Below are 13,981 nucleotides of genomic sequence, written 5' to 3' on the forward strand. Positions count from 1 at the left end.
GCACAGGGCTCATCCCGCGGGAGACATGTGGTGTGGCATGTTGACCAGTTCCTGCGCGGTGGTGGGAGAGTAGAGCGCGCTACGTGCACTGAGATTACTGGTCAGACCATTCCACGTAAAGATCACCTATGGGGTGAAAGTCCTTTTTGGGGCGGAGCGAGACCACGTCGGCCATCACATCGCCCGACGACACTGCCGGGCTCGGAAATGGGATCCAGGCCGTGACCTCGGTCAGGCGCTTGTACCGCATCAAACGCGGTTGCGACGGTTCTGACCCGAAAATAAAGATCAGCGGGCAAGCGGCAGCGGACCCCGGCCGTCGTGCCCGGTCAGGGTCGGTGTAGGGGCAGGGGGTGTCAGGCGGCTTCTGGTTCGACTGTCACCTTCCCGTCCCGCACGAGGATGGTCTGGCCGGTGAGCGCCTGTAGGTGCCGGGCCAGGTCGCGGACCTCGGCGACCTTACCCAGCCACACGCAGTCCAGCTTGTCGTCTTGGCTCGGCCCGGCAGGCTCTTCACATCCCGCGGATTGACCAGCCACACTTCGAACTCTCCGGCCTCCAGCAGGTAGTGGACGCCCTCCAGTACGACGAGGTCGCCTCCATCACCACCCGGGCGACTCCGTGCTCACGCAACCACTCGATCATCAACCGCAGGTGCGCGGTCGTGCTCTCATACGAGCGGACTTCCGGCAACCGCCGTCCGGCCCGCGACAGGTGCGGAATCCGCACACACGCCTCCAGCATGCTCTTGCCCGGGTCCAGTGCCGCGATCCGTTCCACGTGCGGAATCCGCACACACGCGCCTCCAGCATGCTCTTGCCCAGGTCCAGCGCCGCGATCCGTTCCACGTGCGGCTCGACCTCGTCGGCTTCTTCCACGCCGGCTTCTCCTCCGGCTCAAGGGGGACGGGGACGAGGACGGGGTAAGAATCGGACCCTCGGGCTCATGGCACCAATGCGCAGCCCCAAGACACGGCTCTCAGCGATCAAACTGACCTACGGACTCACCTGCGCCAAAGAGCAATCGACGTCGGCGGGTAACCAGTCCCGATTTTCCCGCATGCGCCGCCCCATGAAACTGACCTGTGGTTTGACGAGGGCCTTCCCCGCAGACATGATCGCGCTTTGTGGCTGTTCGCTTGCTCCATCTGGTCACGCTCCGGGTGTTCGGCTGGCTGACGTCACCGGGCGCGCCGAGCGCGTGCCGGACGGGTTGCTCGCCACACCCACACGGATCCGGGACGCTGTCACGGCGTTCATCGGCATCGGTGCCGACGAGGTGATGCTCTGCTGCTGGGCCACCGACCCGGACCAGGCCAACCGCCTGGCCGACGCCCCGTCCTGACGCAGCTCCTCTCGTACCTGCGGCACCTTGACGCTGTGCTTCAGAGCGGCGCTCTGACGTCGGCCCTGGACCGACGCCCAGACGTCACGCTCTGGGGCGGTGTCGCGCTCTGGGCCGACGTACGGTGCCGGGGTCCGAGGCGATGCCTTGAGCTGTGCTTTGGATCGGTGTTCTGTCGTCGTGTCCGGGGGGTTGGCGGTTGGGTTTGGGGTCGGTTGGAAGGGGTCGGTTTCCGGAGTCTCTCTGGGGGGTTGGCGGTTGGGTTTGGGGTCGGTTTCCGGAGCCTCTCTGGGGGGTTGGCGGTTGGGTTTGGGGTCGGTTAGAAGGGGTCCGTTTCCGGAGTCTCTCCGGTGGGTTTGGGCTCGCCGGGGAGGCGGACGTCGTCGACCGTGACGTTCACCTCGGTGACGCGCAGACCGAGCATGCGGCTGACGCTGCGGGCGACATTGGTCTTGACGGCGGCGGCGACGTCCATCACCACGTGGCCGTACTCGACCACGATCGTCAGGTTCACCGCCACCTGGCGATCCTGGATCTGGGCGCTCACGCCCTGGTTGCCGCGCTGGGAGCCGATGCGGTCGCGGACCGACTCAAAGGCACGGGCGAGGTCGCCGCCCATGTCCGCGACGCCTGACACCTCCATTGTCGCGAGATAGGCCACCTTCTCCATCACCTCGTCGGCGACCTTGATCTGGCCCTTCACCACGGCCGCGGTGGCCGTCGGCCGGTCCCCAGAGAACGCCGGCGCTGCCGCCTCTCCGTACGGCGCGGTGCCGGATCCGGCAGCGGGAGTCGCGGCGGATCCGAGTCCGGTGGGTCCAAGCCCTGTTGGTCCAGGGTCGGCGGATCCGAGCCCGGCGGGTCCAGGGCCGCCAGGTTCAGGGCTGGCAGGTCCAGGGCTGGTGTGGCGAAGTTCGGCGGTGCCTGGTCCGGAGGGGCCAAGTTCGGAGACGCCAAGGTCAGGGAAACCAGGGTCAGGGAAACCAGGGCTGTCCGGGCTGGGCTCTGGGGTGGCGGGGGCGATGCCGCGGACTCCGGCGCGGCTGGAGTCGGCGCCGCTTCTGCGGGATCCGCCACCACCGCCACTGCCGATGCTTCGGGCGCTGACCACGCTGGAGTCGGCGCCGGTGCCACGGATCCCGGCGTCACCAGAGATGGAGCCGAGGGAGCGGACTCCAATGTCGCCGGAGTCCGAGCCGGAGCTGGATCCCAAGCCGGAGCCGGAGCGGGAGCTTGGGTTGGAATCCGAGATGGAGCTGGGCTCCAAGCCGGAACCGGAGCTGGAGCCCACGCCGGTACTCCAGCCGGAGCCGGAGTCCGCGTCGACGCTGGAGCTGGGGCCGATGGAGCGGAGGGGGCCGCCGCCGTATGGTTCGGGGCCTCGTTCTGTGGTGCCGGTGTCGGTATCGCCATATCCCATGGCGAGATATGCCGGGGGTTCGTATCCCGTGCTGTTCGTCCCCGTGGTGCCCGGGTTGGTGGTGTCGTCGCCTAATGCGTCGGTCATCGCGGCCTCCTCTGGACGGTCTTGAGGATTGTCCCGGAAGCCTGTGCCGTTTGTCCCAAGACCTGGGGCCCTATGCTGCTAGATATGCACGATCAGGCAGGGGCCGGAGCACCAGACAACTTCCAGCGGCTGTGGACCCCGCATCGGATGGCCTACATCAAGGGCGAGGGTAAGCCGACCGGGACGGGTGCCGACGACGGGTGTCCGTTCGACGCCATCCCCAAGATGAGCGACGAGGATGGGCTGATCGTGGCCAGGGGGGAGGTCGTGTACGCGGTGCTCAACCTCTACCCCTACAACTCCGGCCACCTCATGATCGTGCCTTATCGTCACGTACCCGACTATGACCTGCTTGATGGCGCCGAGCTGGTGGAGCTGGCGGAGTTCACGCAGCGGGCGGTGCGCGCGCTGCGCAAGGCGAGCGGGGCCCAGGGGTTCAACGTCGGCATGAACCTCGGTCAGGTGGCCGGGGCGGGCATCGCCGCCCACCTGCACCAGCATGTGGTGCCGAGGTGGGGCGGCGACACCAACTTCATGCCGGTCGTCGCGCAGACCAAGGTGTTGCCGCAGCTACTTCGTGACACGCGCGAGCTGCTCGCCGACGCTTGGGACTGACGGCCGCGGCAGCGCGGAGATGCCTGCCGACAGCAGCAGCGGGATGGCCAGGGCCAGGGCCATCGACAGTACGGCCGCGCCGGAGTCGTTGACCAGCATCCCGAGGACACCGCTCACGAGCGTGCCGATCAGCCCGGCGCGCAGCGCGGGGGAGTAGGTGAAGGCGGCGGGCACCACTCCGGCGGAGGCCTGCTCGGGACGCAGGATCGCGTAGACGAGGAACGCGGTGGCAGCGATCACGATCGGCATCAGGTTGGGGCTGAGCAGCGTGGCGAGCATGGCGCTGAGCTTGCGCAGGATGACCTCGAGGGCCTCGCCGCTGAGCACCTGTCCGACGAAGCGGCCCAGGTGGGTCTGCTTGTCGGGCGGCTGCAGGTAGTTGATGACCGCGAACGTCATCACGATCACCGCCCCCGCCACGCAGAACGCGCCCAGCTTCACGATCGACACCCGCTTGCCCGCTATGAGCAGGGCGGTCACCGCGATGCCCGGGACGAACGCGATCACGCCGCCGAAGTCGCTGCCCATGCCCGAGCCGCCGAGCACCATCGCGAACGCCCCCAGCACCGCCACCGCCGCCACGCCCACCTTGCCGGGGAAGTAGTGGGCGATGGTCGTGGTCGCCAGCAGGGTGCCGGTGGCCAGCAGCGCGAACGGGATGTTGCCCAGGCCGTAGTAACGGGCGCCCACCTCGGCGCTGTAGCCCATGATGCTGTTGAGCTGCAGGGTCGTGCCGGTCAGCAGGTCGCCGGCGAGCGTGAGCGCGGTGATGCCCGCCACGACCGTGAGCGGGCCGAGCGGGCTGCGCCGCCACGGCCCCGCGCAGGCGAGGAGCGTGATGACCGCCGTACAGCCGAGGGCGCCGCCGATCAGGCCCGGCAGGGTGGACCACGGCAGCAGGTTGACCAGGTAGCTGGAGACGGGCAGCGAGGCCAGGGCGACCGCCGCCAGGCGTACCCAGGGCAGGCCCTTGCGGCGGCGCAGCAGCAGGAACGCGATCAGGTAGAACAGGACCTGCAGCACGGCGACGACCGTGAAGTAGATGCCCTTCACTGAACGGATCGTCTGCGCGGTGGCGTCGGCGCGGCGCAGCCGGTCGATCGTCGCGCTCTGCGCGCTCACCTGGAGCGGCACGCCCACGACCGTGTCGGGCACCGGCACGCCGACCGTGGTCAGCGCGGTGGCCGTCAGGTCGGGCAGGATCGAGATGTCGTCGCGGTGCGTGGAGGCGGCGCCGAGCAGGCGGCCCTGCGCGCCGGGCTGGCGCAGCATCGCCACCCGCAGGTGCGGCACGGAGCCGTGGTCGGACAGGCCGGCCAGGATGACGGTGGCGTCGGCGGGCAGGGCCGACAGCAGCGCGCCCGCCTTCGCGTCGGCCTGCCGCAGCGCGGCCCGGCGCTCAGGGGCGCCGAGCTGGTCGGGCACGCGGGGCAGCTTGCCGGAGGCCAGGTAGGGGCGGATGAGGTCGTCGACCTCGGCCGCGACCATCCGGCACTGCGTCAGGTCGGCGGCCTTGACCTGATCGGGGGAGGCGAGGTAGCGGGACACCGCGCCGCTCCGGTCGGCCAGGGCCAGTGCGGCGCCGGGGCCGACCGCGACCGAGCACTGGCCCGCGGCCTTCAGCGCCTCGCCGAGCGTGCCCGCGTTGCGCTGGCCGGCCACGTCGATGAGGTAGCGGTAGTCGGGGATGACGGCGCCCTGGCCGCTCGCCTCCGGCGCCGGCGGCGCGCCGCAGCTGTAGCCGGAGGCCGACCTGGTGCCCGCCGACACGGTGAGCCACCCGTCGTAGGGGCAGGTCAGGCTGCCCACAGTGCGTACGGACAACGATCCGATCGCACTGGCACCCGCGAGCCGCCACAGATTGGGCGTGTCGTTCGGGGTGATGTCGTTCCAGTGAAGCCCGGGCACACCGATGAGCGCGACCCGCCCACCACCGTCCTCGGCCTGCCCCGCCTGGGCGAACCCCCCGACGAACAGGAGAACCGCCATCACGACCAGCACGCGCCTCACGGGAATGTCCCCCTACGATCTACGGCTACCGTCCGCAGCATCGTCTCACCTCGCCGTGGGTGGCGAGACCGTTCAACTCCAGGGTCCCAGGTCAGCCCCAGGGCCGTCAGGTCGGCTCCAGCCTCTCAGGCCGGGGCCACCGTCACCTTGGCGGGCTTGCTCTCGTTCTGCAGGCGGTCGAGGGAGGTCACCAGGTAGGTGCCCGGCGCGCCGGCGGTGAAGGTGGGTGTGGTGACCACGGCCACCAGGTTGCGGGCGTCCACGGCCTGGCAGTCCTGGCCCGACTTCGGGACCTCGTAGACCGCGTACGAGCGGGCGCCCTGGCTCGCGTTCCACGAGATGACCTGGCCGGCCGCCTTGACCGCCGCGGGTTTGGCCGGGGCCTCGCCGCCGCGGTCCTTGATGAGCGGCAGCAGCGCCGGGCGGCTGTAGTGCTCCTTGGCCAGGCGGTCGACGGCGCCCAGCGGGTTGCTGAGCAGCTGCGCGGCGCTGAAGTAGACGTCGCCGCCGATCTGCCGGTAGTCGCGGTTGAGCGTCAGGTGGGCGGACAGCTCGCCCGGCTTGGTCCACGCCTTGTCGTCCTTGGTGCCCACCCGGTAGAGGGCCTGGCCGATATAGAGGTCGACGTCGGTGCCCTTGACCTCGTTGGCCCACCAGGGCGCCAGGGCCCGGTAGTCGGCCGCCTTGAAGCCGCGCGACCAGTAGAGCTGCGGCATCACGTAGTCGATCGTGCCCGCCTTGATCCAGTGCCGCGCATCCGCATAAATCGAGTCATAGGCCGACATGCCGGAGGTCTTGGAGCCCGTCGGATCCTCCGCCTTGTTCCGCCAGATGCCGAACGGGCTGACGCCGAACTTGACATACTTCTTGGTCGCGTGCACGGCCTCGTCGACCTGGGCGATCAGCTTGTCGACGTTGTCCCGCCGCCAGTCGGCGAGGTTCTTGCCCTTGCCATACTTTGTAAAGGCGGCCGCGTCGTTGAACGTGCCGCCCTCGCCCGGATACGGGTAGAAGTAGTCGTCGAAGTGCACCCCGTCGATGTCGTAGCGCCGGGTCACGTCGGTGACGACCTTGGTGACGTGCTCGCGGACCGCCGGCAGACCGGGGTTGTAGTAGAGGCGCCCGTCGTACTTGACGGTCCAGCCCGGGTGCTGCCGGGCCGGGTGGTCGGCGGGGAGTGCGGCCACGTCACCGTCGTAGGAGGCGCGGTAGGGGTTGAACCAGGCGTGGAACTCCAGGCCGCGCTTGTGCGCCTCGGCGATGAGAAACGGCAGCGGGTCCCAGCCCGGGTCCTTTCCGGCGGTGCCGGTCAGATATTGCGTCCACGGCTCGATCGAGGACTTGTAGAGCGCGTCGGAGGCCGGCCGCACTTGCACGAACACCGCGTTGAAGCGGCGTTTGACCGCCGCGTCCAGGATCTTGAGATATTCGGCCTGCTGCTTGGCGACGGACAGGCCGGTGCGCGAGGGCCAGTCGATGTTCTTGACCGTGGCGATCCAGAGGCCGCGCAGCTGGCGCTTGGGGTAGCGGACGTCGGCGGCGCAGGCGGCCCCGTCCCGCGTGACGGCCGTCTTCTTCGCGGAGGTCACCGCGGGCGTCTGCTTGGCTCCCGGTCCGAAGAGGTAGGCGGCGCCGACGGTGACGGTGGCGAGGGCGGCAGCGGCGATGAGAGGGCGTCCGGTTCGCATGATGTTCCAGTCTGGCATTGGCTCCGACGTGCGCAGGCCGGAAAAAAGAAATCGTTTCGTGATGTTCGAGTGGCCAGAGTAATGGATGTGCCGGGAGGGACGGCGCCCCTCCCGGCCTGATCCCGTACGTCAGTCCGTGACGGCGACCTTCTCCGCCACGTGCGTCGGCAGCGGCTCGTAGCGCAGGAACGCCCGCTGGAAGCTCCCGGTGCCGTGCGACATGGACCGCAGGTCGATCGCGTAGCGGGTGATCTCCAGCTCGGGCACCTCGGCCTTGACCAGGGTGCGCCCGGTGCCCACCGGCTCCGTGCCGAGGACCCGGCCGCGCCGCGACGACAGGTCCGACATCACCGAGCCCACGTAGTCGTCGGCCACCAGCACCGACAGCTCGTCGACCGGCTCCAGCAGCAGCGTCGGCACCTTGGACGCGGCCTCCTTGAGCGCCAGCTGCCCGGCGATCTGGAAGGCCATGTCGGAGGAGTCGACCGAGTGCGCCTTGCCGTCGTACAGCGTGACGCGCACGTCCACCATCGGGTAGCCGGCGACGACGCCCCGCTCCATCTGCGCGCGTACGCCCTTCTCGACCGACGGGATGAACTGCCGGGGCACCACACCGCCGACGATCTTGTCCACGAACTCGAAACCCCCGCCGGACGGCAGGGGCTCCACCTCGAGATGGCAGATCGCGAACTGGCCATGACCGCCCGTCTGCTTGACGTTGCGGCCCATCGCCTGGCACTTGCCGCCGAACGTCTCGCGCAGCGGCACCCGCAGGTCGATGCGCTCGACCTCGACGCCGTGCCGCTTGGACAGCCGGTCGAGGAGCACGTCGGTGTGGGCCTCGCCCATGCACCAGAGCACGAGCTGCCTGGTCTCGGCGTTGTTCTCCAGCCGGAGCGTCGGGTCCTCGGCCACCAGGCGGCCCAGCGCCTGCGACAGCTTGTCCTCGTCGGCCTTGGACTTGGCCTGGATGGCGACCGGGAGCAGCGGCTCCGGCGTCTCCCACGCCGTCATGAGCAGGGGCTTGTCCACCTCCGACAGCGTGTCGCCGGTCTCGGCCCGGGAGAGCTTGGCCACCGCGATGATGTCGCCCGCCACCCCCTTCGGCGCGCCGCGCTGCTGCTTGCCCAGCGGGCAGGTGAGGGTCCCGATGCGCTCGTCCACGTCGTGGTCCTCGTGCCCGCGCTCGGCCAGGCCGTGCCCTGACACGTGCACGGTCATGTCGGGACGCAGGGAGCCGGAGAAGACGCGTACCAGGCTGATGCGGCCCACGTACGGGTCGCTGGTGGTCTTGACGACCTCGGCGACCAGCGGGCCGTCGGGGTCGCAGGTGATGCCCTGGACGGGCTTGCCGTCGAGGGAGGTGATCTCCGGCATCGGGTGTTCGAGCGGGGAGGGGAAGCCCTGCGTCATGAGTTCGAGCACCTCTTGGGCGCCCACGCCGATGCCGCTGCACAGCACGGGGAAGAAGCTGCCCCGGGCGACGGCCTTCTCGAGGTCCTCGATGAGGACCTTGGTGTCGATCGGCTCGCCCTCCAGGTAGCGCTCCATGAGCGACTCGTCTTCGCTCTCCTGGATGATGCCTTCGATCAGGACGCCGCGGTGCTCCTCGATCTGCGACTCGTACTCGGCGCCCGGGTCCTTCTCGGTGCGCGTGCCTGTGGCGTAGTTGTAGAACTTCTGCGACAGCAGGCCGATCAGGCCGTTCACGTGCCCGTTGGTGATCACCGGCAGGTAGAGGGGGGCCACGCCGTCGCCGAAGACGTCCTGGCAGGTGGCGAGGACCTCGTCGAAGTCGGCCCGCTGGTGGTCGATCTTGGTGATCACGACGGCTCTGGGCATGCCGACCTGGCTGCACTCCTCCCACAGCATCTGGGTCAGCCCGTCGATGCCCTCCGAGGCCGACACGACGAACAGGGCGGCGTCGGCCGCGCGCAGTCCGGCGCGCAGGTCGCCCACGAAGTCGGCGTAACCGGGGGTGTCCAGAAGATTGATCTTGATGCTGTTGTGCACCAGCGGCGCCAGCGACAGGTTCACCGAGCGCTGCTGACGTACCTCCACCTCGTCGAAGTCGCTGACCGTGTTGCCGTCCTCCACCCGGCCGGCCCGCTGAACGGTGCCCGTCGCGGCCAGCAGCTGCTCCACGAGGGTCGTCTTACCCGCCCCTGAATGGCCGACCAGCACGACATTGCGTATCGCATCCGCTCTGTCGGCCGTTGGTGCCCTGCCCGCGGCTCCCATGGCATGACCAGGGTTCTTTTCTGCCACATTCGCCTCCCGCGTCGTCGGTTGACGTGCCAACGCCGCGCCCGAGCGAGGGGACAGAAACCGCATGGACGCGGTGTGTTCACCAAATACCCCTGTGGCGGATATCACAAGGGGGGTGGGGCAAAGAAAGTCGTCGGCTCGTAAATGGCCTACGATCGGACCGCGATGCTGAAACTCCTGCGCCCGGCCATGACCCGGATACTCACCCCGCTGGGCCGGGCTCTGGCCGCCCGCGGGATCGGGCCGAACGTCGTCACGGCGATCGGCACGATCGGCACCGTCGTCTGCGCGCTGCTCTTCTTCCCGCTGGGCCTGCTGTCCTGGGGCGCCCTGCTGATCACGGTGTTCGTGCTGTTCGACCTGCTCGACGGCCTGGTGGCCCGGCTCGGCGGCAAGGGCGGCAGCACCTGGGGGGCCTTCCTCGACTCGACCCTCGACAGGGTGGCCGACGCGGCCATATTTTCCGGGCTGATTCTTTACTTCATCTCGAAGGACGACGCGCTGATGGCCGCGGTGACGCTGGCCTGCCTGGTCGCCGGGACGCTGGTGTCCTACGCCAAGGCCAGGGCGGAGGGCCTCGGGCTCACCTGTGACGTGGGGCTGGCCGAGCGGCCGGAGCGGCTGGTCGTCGCGCTGGTGGCCACCTTCTTCGCCGGGCTCGGCGTCCCGTACGTCCTGCCCGCGGGGATGTGGCTGCTGGCGCTGGCCAGCGCGGTCACGGTGGTGCAGCGGGTGGTCCACGTCCACTCACAGACGCGGCAGACGAGGGAGCGATGAGCCAGAAGATCTCGGTCACCGATCGGGTCGTCGCCGCGGGGTTCGCGGCCGGCTGGAAGCTCGTCCCGCTGCTGCCCCAGCGCGCGACCGCGGGGGCGTTCCGGCTGCTGGCCGACCGGGTGTGGCGCAAGCGTGGCACGTCGGTGCGCCGCCTGGAGTCCAACCTGGCCAGGGTGACCGGGCTCGATCCCGGTAGCGGTGAGCTGCGCGAGCTGAGCCGGGCGGGCATGCGCTCCTACTTCCGCTACTTCCACGAGGTGTTCCGGCTGCCGTCGATGCGCCGCGAGGACATCGTCCGCCGCACGCACGTGACCGGCGCCGAGCACATCCACGACACGGTGGCCGCCGGGCGCGGGGTGGTGCTGGCGTTGCCGCACATGGGCAACTGGGACCAGGCCGGCGCGTGGCTGGTGGGGGTGGGCCACCCGTTCGCGACCGTCGCGGAGCGGCTCAAGCCCGAGTCGCTGTTCCGCCGCTATGTCGCCTTCCGCGAGGGGCTGGGCATGGAGGTGCTGCCGCTGACGGGCGGTGACGGCCACAACTTCGGGACACTGGCCACGCGCGTACGCAGGGGCGGCGTCGTCTGCCTGCCCGCCGAGCGCGACCTGACCAAGAGCGGCATCGAGGTGCGCTTCTTCGGCTCGGCCACCAAGGTGCCCGCGGGCCCGCCGCTGCTGGCCGTCCAGACGGGCGCGGCGCTGCTGCCCGCCACCGTCTACTTCCACGGCGACGACTGGGGGATCGACATCCACGAGGAGATCCCCGTGCCCGAGGAGGGCACCAGGCAGGAGAAGGTCGCCATCGTGGCGCAGCGGCTGACGGACGTCTTCGAGAAGGGCATCGCCGAGCACCCGGAGGACTGGCACATGCTGCAGCGGCTCTGGCTGGAGGACCTGGCGAGATGAAGGTGGGCATCGTCTGTCCCTATTCGTGGGACATGCCCGGCGGGGTCAAACAGCACATCGACGACCTGGCCCAGGCGCTCATCGCACAGGATCACGAGGTCTCGGTCATCGCGCCGGCCGCCGACGACGAGGAGCTGCCTCCTTACGTGACGGGCGCGGGCCGGGCCATCCCGGTGCCCTACAACGGGTCGGTGGCCAGGATGTCGTTCGGCTTCATCTCGGCGGCCCGGGTGCGGCGCTGGGTGCGCGACGGCCACTTCGACGTGCTGCACATCCACGAGCCGCTGGTGCCGAGCCTGGGCGTGCTGGCCTGCTGGGCGGCCAAGGGGCCGATCGTGGCCACCTTCCACGCCTCCTGGACGCGCTCACGGGCCATCGCGGTGGCCGAACCGCTGCTGCGCAGTGCGCTGGAGAAGCTCAGCGGGCGCATCGCGGTCTCCGACGCGGCCCGTAAGAGCCTGGTCGAGCAGTTCGGCGGCGACACCGTGCTGATCCCCAACGGGGTGACCGTCAGCCGCTACGCCCACGCCGAACCGCTCGACGGCTGGGGGCCCGACGGCGCCACGCTCGGCTTCCTCGGCCGGATGGACGAGGAGCGCAAGGGCCTGCCGATCCTGCTGGACGCCTTCAAGCCGCTGGCGGCCGAACGCCCGGAGCTCAAGCTGCTCATCGCCGGGCCGGGCGACGCCAAGGACGTCTACGACCGGGTGCCCAAGGACCTGCACGACCGGGTCACCGTGCTCGGCATGGTCAGCGAGGCCGACAAGATCCGCGCCTACCACTCGGTCGACGTGTTCTGCGCGCCCAACACCCGGGGCGAGAGCTTCGGCATCGTGCTGGCCGAGGCCATGGCCTCCGGCGCGACCGTGCTGGCCAGCGACATCCCGGCCTTCCGCAAGGTGCTGGGCGAGGGTCAGGCGGGCGCGCTGTTCGCCAACGGCGACCCGGCCTCGCTGGCCCGCGAGGCGGCGGCGCTGCTCGACGCCCCGGAGCGCCGCGCGAAGCTGGCCGAGGAGGCGCTGGTCGCGGTCGGCAAGTACGACTGGTCGACGGTCGCCCGTGACGTCGTCCGGGTCTACGAGACGGTGACGGCCAGCGGCGCCGGCGGCGTGGAGGAAGACCTGTGACCTCGGTCAGCGGCGTGGAGGAAGATCTGTGACCCCGACCATGATCGTGCTGATCGCGGGCATCGTCGTGGTGCTCACGGCCGTCTACATCTCCTGGCGGGCGGGCCGCCTCGACCGGCTGCACATCCGGCTGGAGCTGGCCCGCGAGGCGCTTGACGCCGCGCTCATGCGGCGCCGGGCCGTGGTGCTGGAGCTGGCCGGCTCCCGGCTGCTCGATCCGGCGACCTCGCTGGTGCTGGCCGCGGCGGCGCACGAGGCCAGGATGGTCGGGCCGGACGATCGCGAGCACGCCGAGAGCGACCTGTCGGGCGCGCTGCGCGCCGTGGTCGACCAGGAGCGCTTCACCGAGAAGCTGTCGGAGTCGCCGGGCGGCCAGGCGCTGCTCGAAGAGCTCGGCGCGGCCGTGGCCAAGGTCGTCTATTCGCGCCGTTTCTACAACAGCGCCGTGGGTGTCACGCGTACGGCCCAGCGGCGCTGGCTCGCCAGAGTCCTTCGTCTAGCCGGACATACCGAATACCCCCAATTCTTCGAAATAGATGACAATCCGCCGGCGACTATGGCAACTGAATGACCCGATTTGGAGAGCGCCGGTAGGCTTCTTCCGTTTCTTGGCCCATGCGGAGGAGTACACAGGTGCGGCTACCTCGGATGATTACCGTGACGCTGGCCGGAGCGGCGGTTCTGCTGCCCGTCGCGGCCTGCTCGTCGAACGAGCCCGCGGCGGGCAAGGCCCCGCAGGCGACCACGGCGTCCCCGACCGAGGAGCCCGCGGCCGAGCCCGGCAAGACCCACCCGTTCACCGGGCTGCCGATGGAGGGCGCCGCCAAGCCGGTGCTCGCCGTGAAGATTGAGAACACCGCCGCCGGCAAGCCCCAGCTCGGGCTCAAGAGCGCGGACATCGTCTACATCGAGCAGGTCGAGGCCGGTCTGACCCGTCTGATGGCGGTCTTCTCCTCCAAGCTGCCGGCCAAGGTGGGGCCCGTACGTAGTGCCCGCATCTCCGACCTGCACATCGTGCCGCAGTTCGGCAAGCCCGCCTTCGCCTACTCGGGCGTGCAGTCGCTGATGCTGCCGTTCATGGCCAAGGCGTCCCTGTACGACGTCGGCGACACCAAGAACCCGGGCGCCTTCTTCCGCCAGCCGGGCCGCTTCGCCCCTTACAACCTGTTCGCCAACACCAAGAAGCTGCTGTCGCGGGCCCCGGGCGCCGACAAGGCCAAGGACATCGGCTTCACCTTCGGCGACGCCCCTGCCGACGGCGGCGTGGACAAGAAGACCTACAGCGTCAAGTGGCCCGGCGCGCGCTTCACCTTCGGCTGGTCCGAGGACGACAAGAAGTGGATGATCTGGCAGGACGGCAAGAAGGACATGGCGGCGGAGGGCGGCCAGCTCGGCGCGCCCACGATCGTCGTCCAGTACACCAAGACCGAGCGCTCCCAGTTCCACGACAAGAACCAGAGCTACACGCCCCTGGTGCGCAGCGTCGGCCGGGGCACGGCGGTGGTGCTGCGCGACGGCAAGGCGTACAAGGCCAAGTGGGAGCGGAAGTCGGAGGAGAGCGGCACGACGTTCACCACGGAGAGTGGTGAGCCGATGAACTTCGCGCCCGGCCAGGTCTGGGTCGCGCTCGCCAGCCGCAAGCCCGTCATCCCCTAGAAATGCGCACCTAGATGTACAAGAGGGCTGATAAATCCTGACATGGTGGCGTGTCAGGAGAGAGGCCTTCAGGACCTACCATGG

12 protein-coding genes are annotated in these 13,981 nt (G+C 69.5%); 7 read left to right on the top strand and 5 right to left on the bottom strand.

The features are described from left to right. Positions 1-513: 513 nt before the first annotated feature. Positions 514-795, bottom strand: coding sequence for a hypothetical protein (locus ACQP2T_RS23785; protein WP_433518290.1), 282 nt, complete (start codon positions 793-795; stop codon positions 514-516). A 150-nt stretch (positions 796-945) separates the two neighbouring features. On the opposite strand from ACQP2T_RS23785, the gene ACQP2T_RS23790 reads away from it, so the two are divergent. Then, positions 946-1,344, top strand: a complete 399-nt coding sequence (locus ACQP2T_RS23790) for a hypothetical protein (protein ID WP_433518291.1) — start codon at positions 946-948, stop codon at positions 1,342-1,344. A gap of 319 nt (positions 1,345-1,663) precedes the next feature. Here the strand turns inward: ACQP2T_RS23790 and ACQP2T_RS23795 are convergent, their stop codons facing one another. Beyond that, the gene (locus ACQP2T_RS23795) at positions 1,664-2,851 is read right to left on the bottom strand and encodes an Asp23/Gls24 family envelope stress response protein (RefSeq protein WP_433518292.1); all 1,188 of its coding nucleotides are present in this window, start codon (positions 2,849-2,851) and stop codon (positions 1,664-1,666) included. 84 nt (positions 2,852-2,935) lie between these two features. On the opposite strand from ACQP2T_RS23795, the gene ACQP2T_RS23800 reads away from it, so the two are divergent. Beyond that, the gene (locus ACQP2T_RS23800; protein ID WP_433518293.1) at positions 2,936-3,466 is read left to right on the top strand and encodes an HIT family protein; all 531 of its coding nucleotides are present in this window, start codon (positions 2,936-2,938) and stop codon (positions 3,464-3,466) included. On the opposite strand, the gene ACQP2T_RS23805 is transcribed toward ACQP2T_RS23800, so the two are convergent. The 3 genes from ACQP2T_RS23805 to ACQP2T_RS23815 all read right to left on the bottom strand — a co-directional run bounded on the left by ACQP2T_RS23805 (position 3,422) and on the right by ACQP2T_RS23815 (position 9,432). Beyond that, entirely contained in the window at positions 3,422-5,476 is a 2,055-nt protein-coding gene (locus tag ACQP2T_RS23805; protein WP_433518294.1) for a hypothetical protein, read from the bottom strand. The genes ACQP2T_RS23800 and ACQP2T_RS23805 overlap by 45 nt on opposite strands. A 125-nt stretch (positions 5,477-5,601) precedes the next feature. After that, positions 5,602-7,164 (bottom strand): glycoside hydrolase family 10 protein, encoded by a 1,563-nt coding sequence (locus ACQP2T_RS23810; protein WP_433518295.1) that lies wholly within the window; start codon positions 7,162-7,164, stop codon positions 5,602-5,604. Between the two features lie 129 nt (positions 7,165-7,293). Beyond that, positions 7,294-9,432: an elongation factor G-like protein EF-G2 gene (locus ACQP2T_RS23815; protein WP_433518296.1), complete on the bottom strand. Its 2,139-nt coding sequence runs from the start codon at positions 9,430-9,432 to the stop codon at positions 7,294-7,296. A gap of 165 nt (positions 9,433-9,597) precedes the next feature. Here ACQP2T_RS23815 and pgsA point away from each other — a divergent pair, with 165 nt between their 5' ends. From pgsA to ACQP2T_RS23840, 5 genes are all read left to right on the top strand, one after another. Then, the gene (pgsA, locus tag ACQP2T_RS23820; protein WP_433518297.1) at positions 9,598-10,209 is read left to right on the top strand and encodes a phosphatidylinositol phosphate synthase; all 612 of its coding nucleotides are present in this window, start codon (positions 9,598-9,600) and stop codon (positions 10,207-10,209) included. After that, a complete protein-coding gene (locus tag ACQP2T_RS23825; RefSeq protein WP_433518298.1) occupies positions 10,206-11,114 on the top strand; it encodes a phosphatidylinositol mannoside acyltransferase in 909 nt (302 codons plus the stop codon). Before pgsA ends, ACQP2T_RS23825 begins: the two co-directional genes overlap by 4 nt. Then, positions 11,111-12,241: a glycosyltransferase family 4 protein gene (locus ACQP2T_RS23830; RefSeq protein ID WP_433518299.1), complete on the top strand. Its 1,131-nt coding sequence runs from the start codon at positions 11,111-11,113 to the stop codon at positions 12,239-12,241. Before ACQP2T_RS23825 ends, ACQP2T_RS23830 begins: the two co-directional genes overlap by 4 nt. Positions 12,242-12,269: 28 nt before the next feature. After that, positions 12,270-12,812: a hypothetical protein gene (locus tag ACQP2T_RS23835; RefSeq protein WP_433518300.1), complete on the top strand. Its 543-nt coding sequence runs from the start codon at positions 12,270-12,272 to the stop codon at positions 12,810-12,812. Between the two features lie 77 nt (positions 12,813-12,889). After that, positions 12,890-13,897: a DUF3048 domain-containing protein gene (locus ACQP2T_RS23840; RefSeq protein WP_433518301.1), complete on the top strand. Its 1,008-nt coding sequence runs from the start codon at positions 12,890-12,892 to the stop codon at positions 13,895-13,897. Positions 13,898-13,981 lie beyond the last annotated feature (84 nt).

It is taken from the genome of Nonomuraea sp. CA-143628 (assembly GCF_050942315.1).
Lineage (GTDB): Bacteria > Actinomycetota > Actinomycetes > Streptosporangiales > Streptosporangiaceae > Nonomuraea.

Excerpts from the sequence above, each read along its gene's own strand:
- ACQP2T_RS23790 (WP_433518291.1), top strand. The coding sequence starts at position 946 with ATGGCACCAATGCGCAGCCCCAAGACACGGCTCTCAGCGATCAAACTG.
- ACQP2T_RS23795 (WP_433518292.1), bottom strand. The coding sequence starts at position 2,851 with ATGACCGACGCATTAGGCGACGACACCACCAACCCGGGCACCACGGGG.
- ACQP2T_RS23800 (WP_433518293.1), top strand. The coding sequence starts at position 2,936 with ATGCACGATCAGGCAGGGGCCGGAGCACCAGACAACTTCCAGCGGCTG.
- ACQP2T_RS23810 (WP_433518295.1), bottom strand. The coding sequence starts at position 7,164 with ATGCGAACCGGACGCCCTCTCATCGCCGCTGCCGCCCTCGCCACCGTC.
- pgsA (WP_433518297.1), top strand. The coding sequence starts at position 9,598 with ATGCTGAAACTCCTGCGCCCGGCCATGACCCGGATACTCACCCCGCTG.
- ACQP2T_RS23825 (WP_433518298.1), top strand. The coding sequence starts at position 10,206 with ATGAGCCAGAAGATCTCGGTCACCGATCGGGTCGTCGCCGCGGGGTTC.
- ACQP2T_RS23830 (WP_433518299.1), top strand. The coding sequence starts at position 11,111 with ATGAAGGTGGGCATCGTCTGTCCCTATTCGTGGGACATGCCCGGCGGG.
- ACQP2T_RS23840 (WP_433518301.1), top strand. The coding sequence starts at position 12,890 with ATGATTACCGTGACGCTGGCCGGAGCGGCGGTTCTGCTGCCCGTCGCG.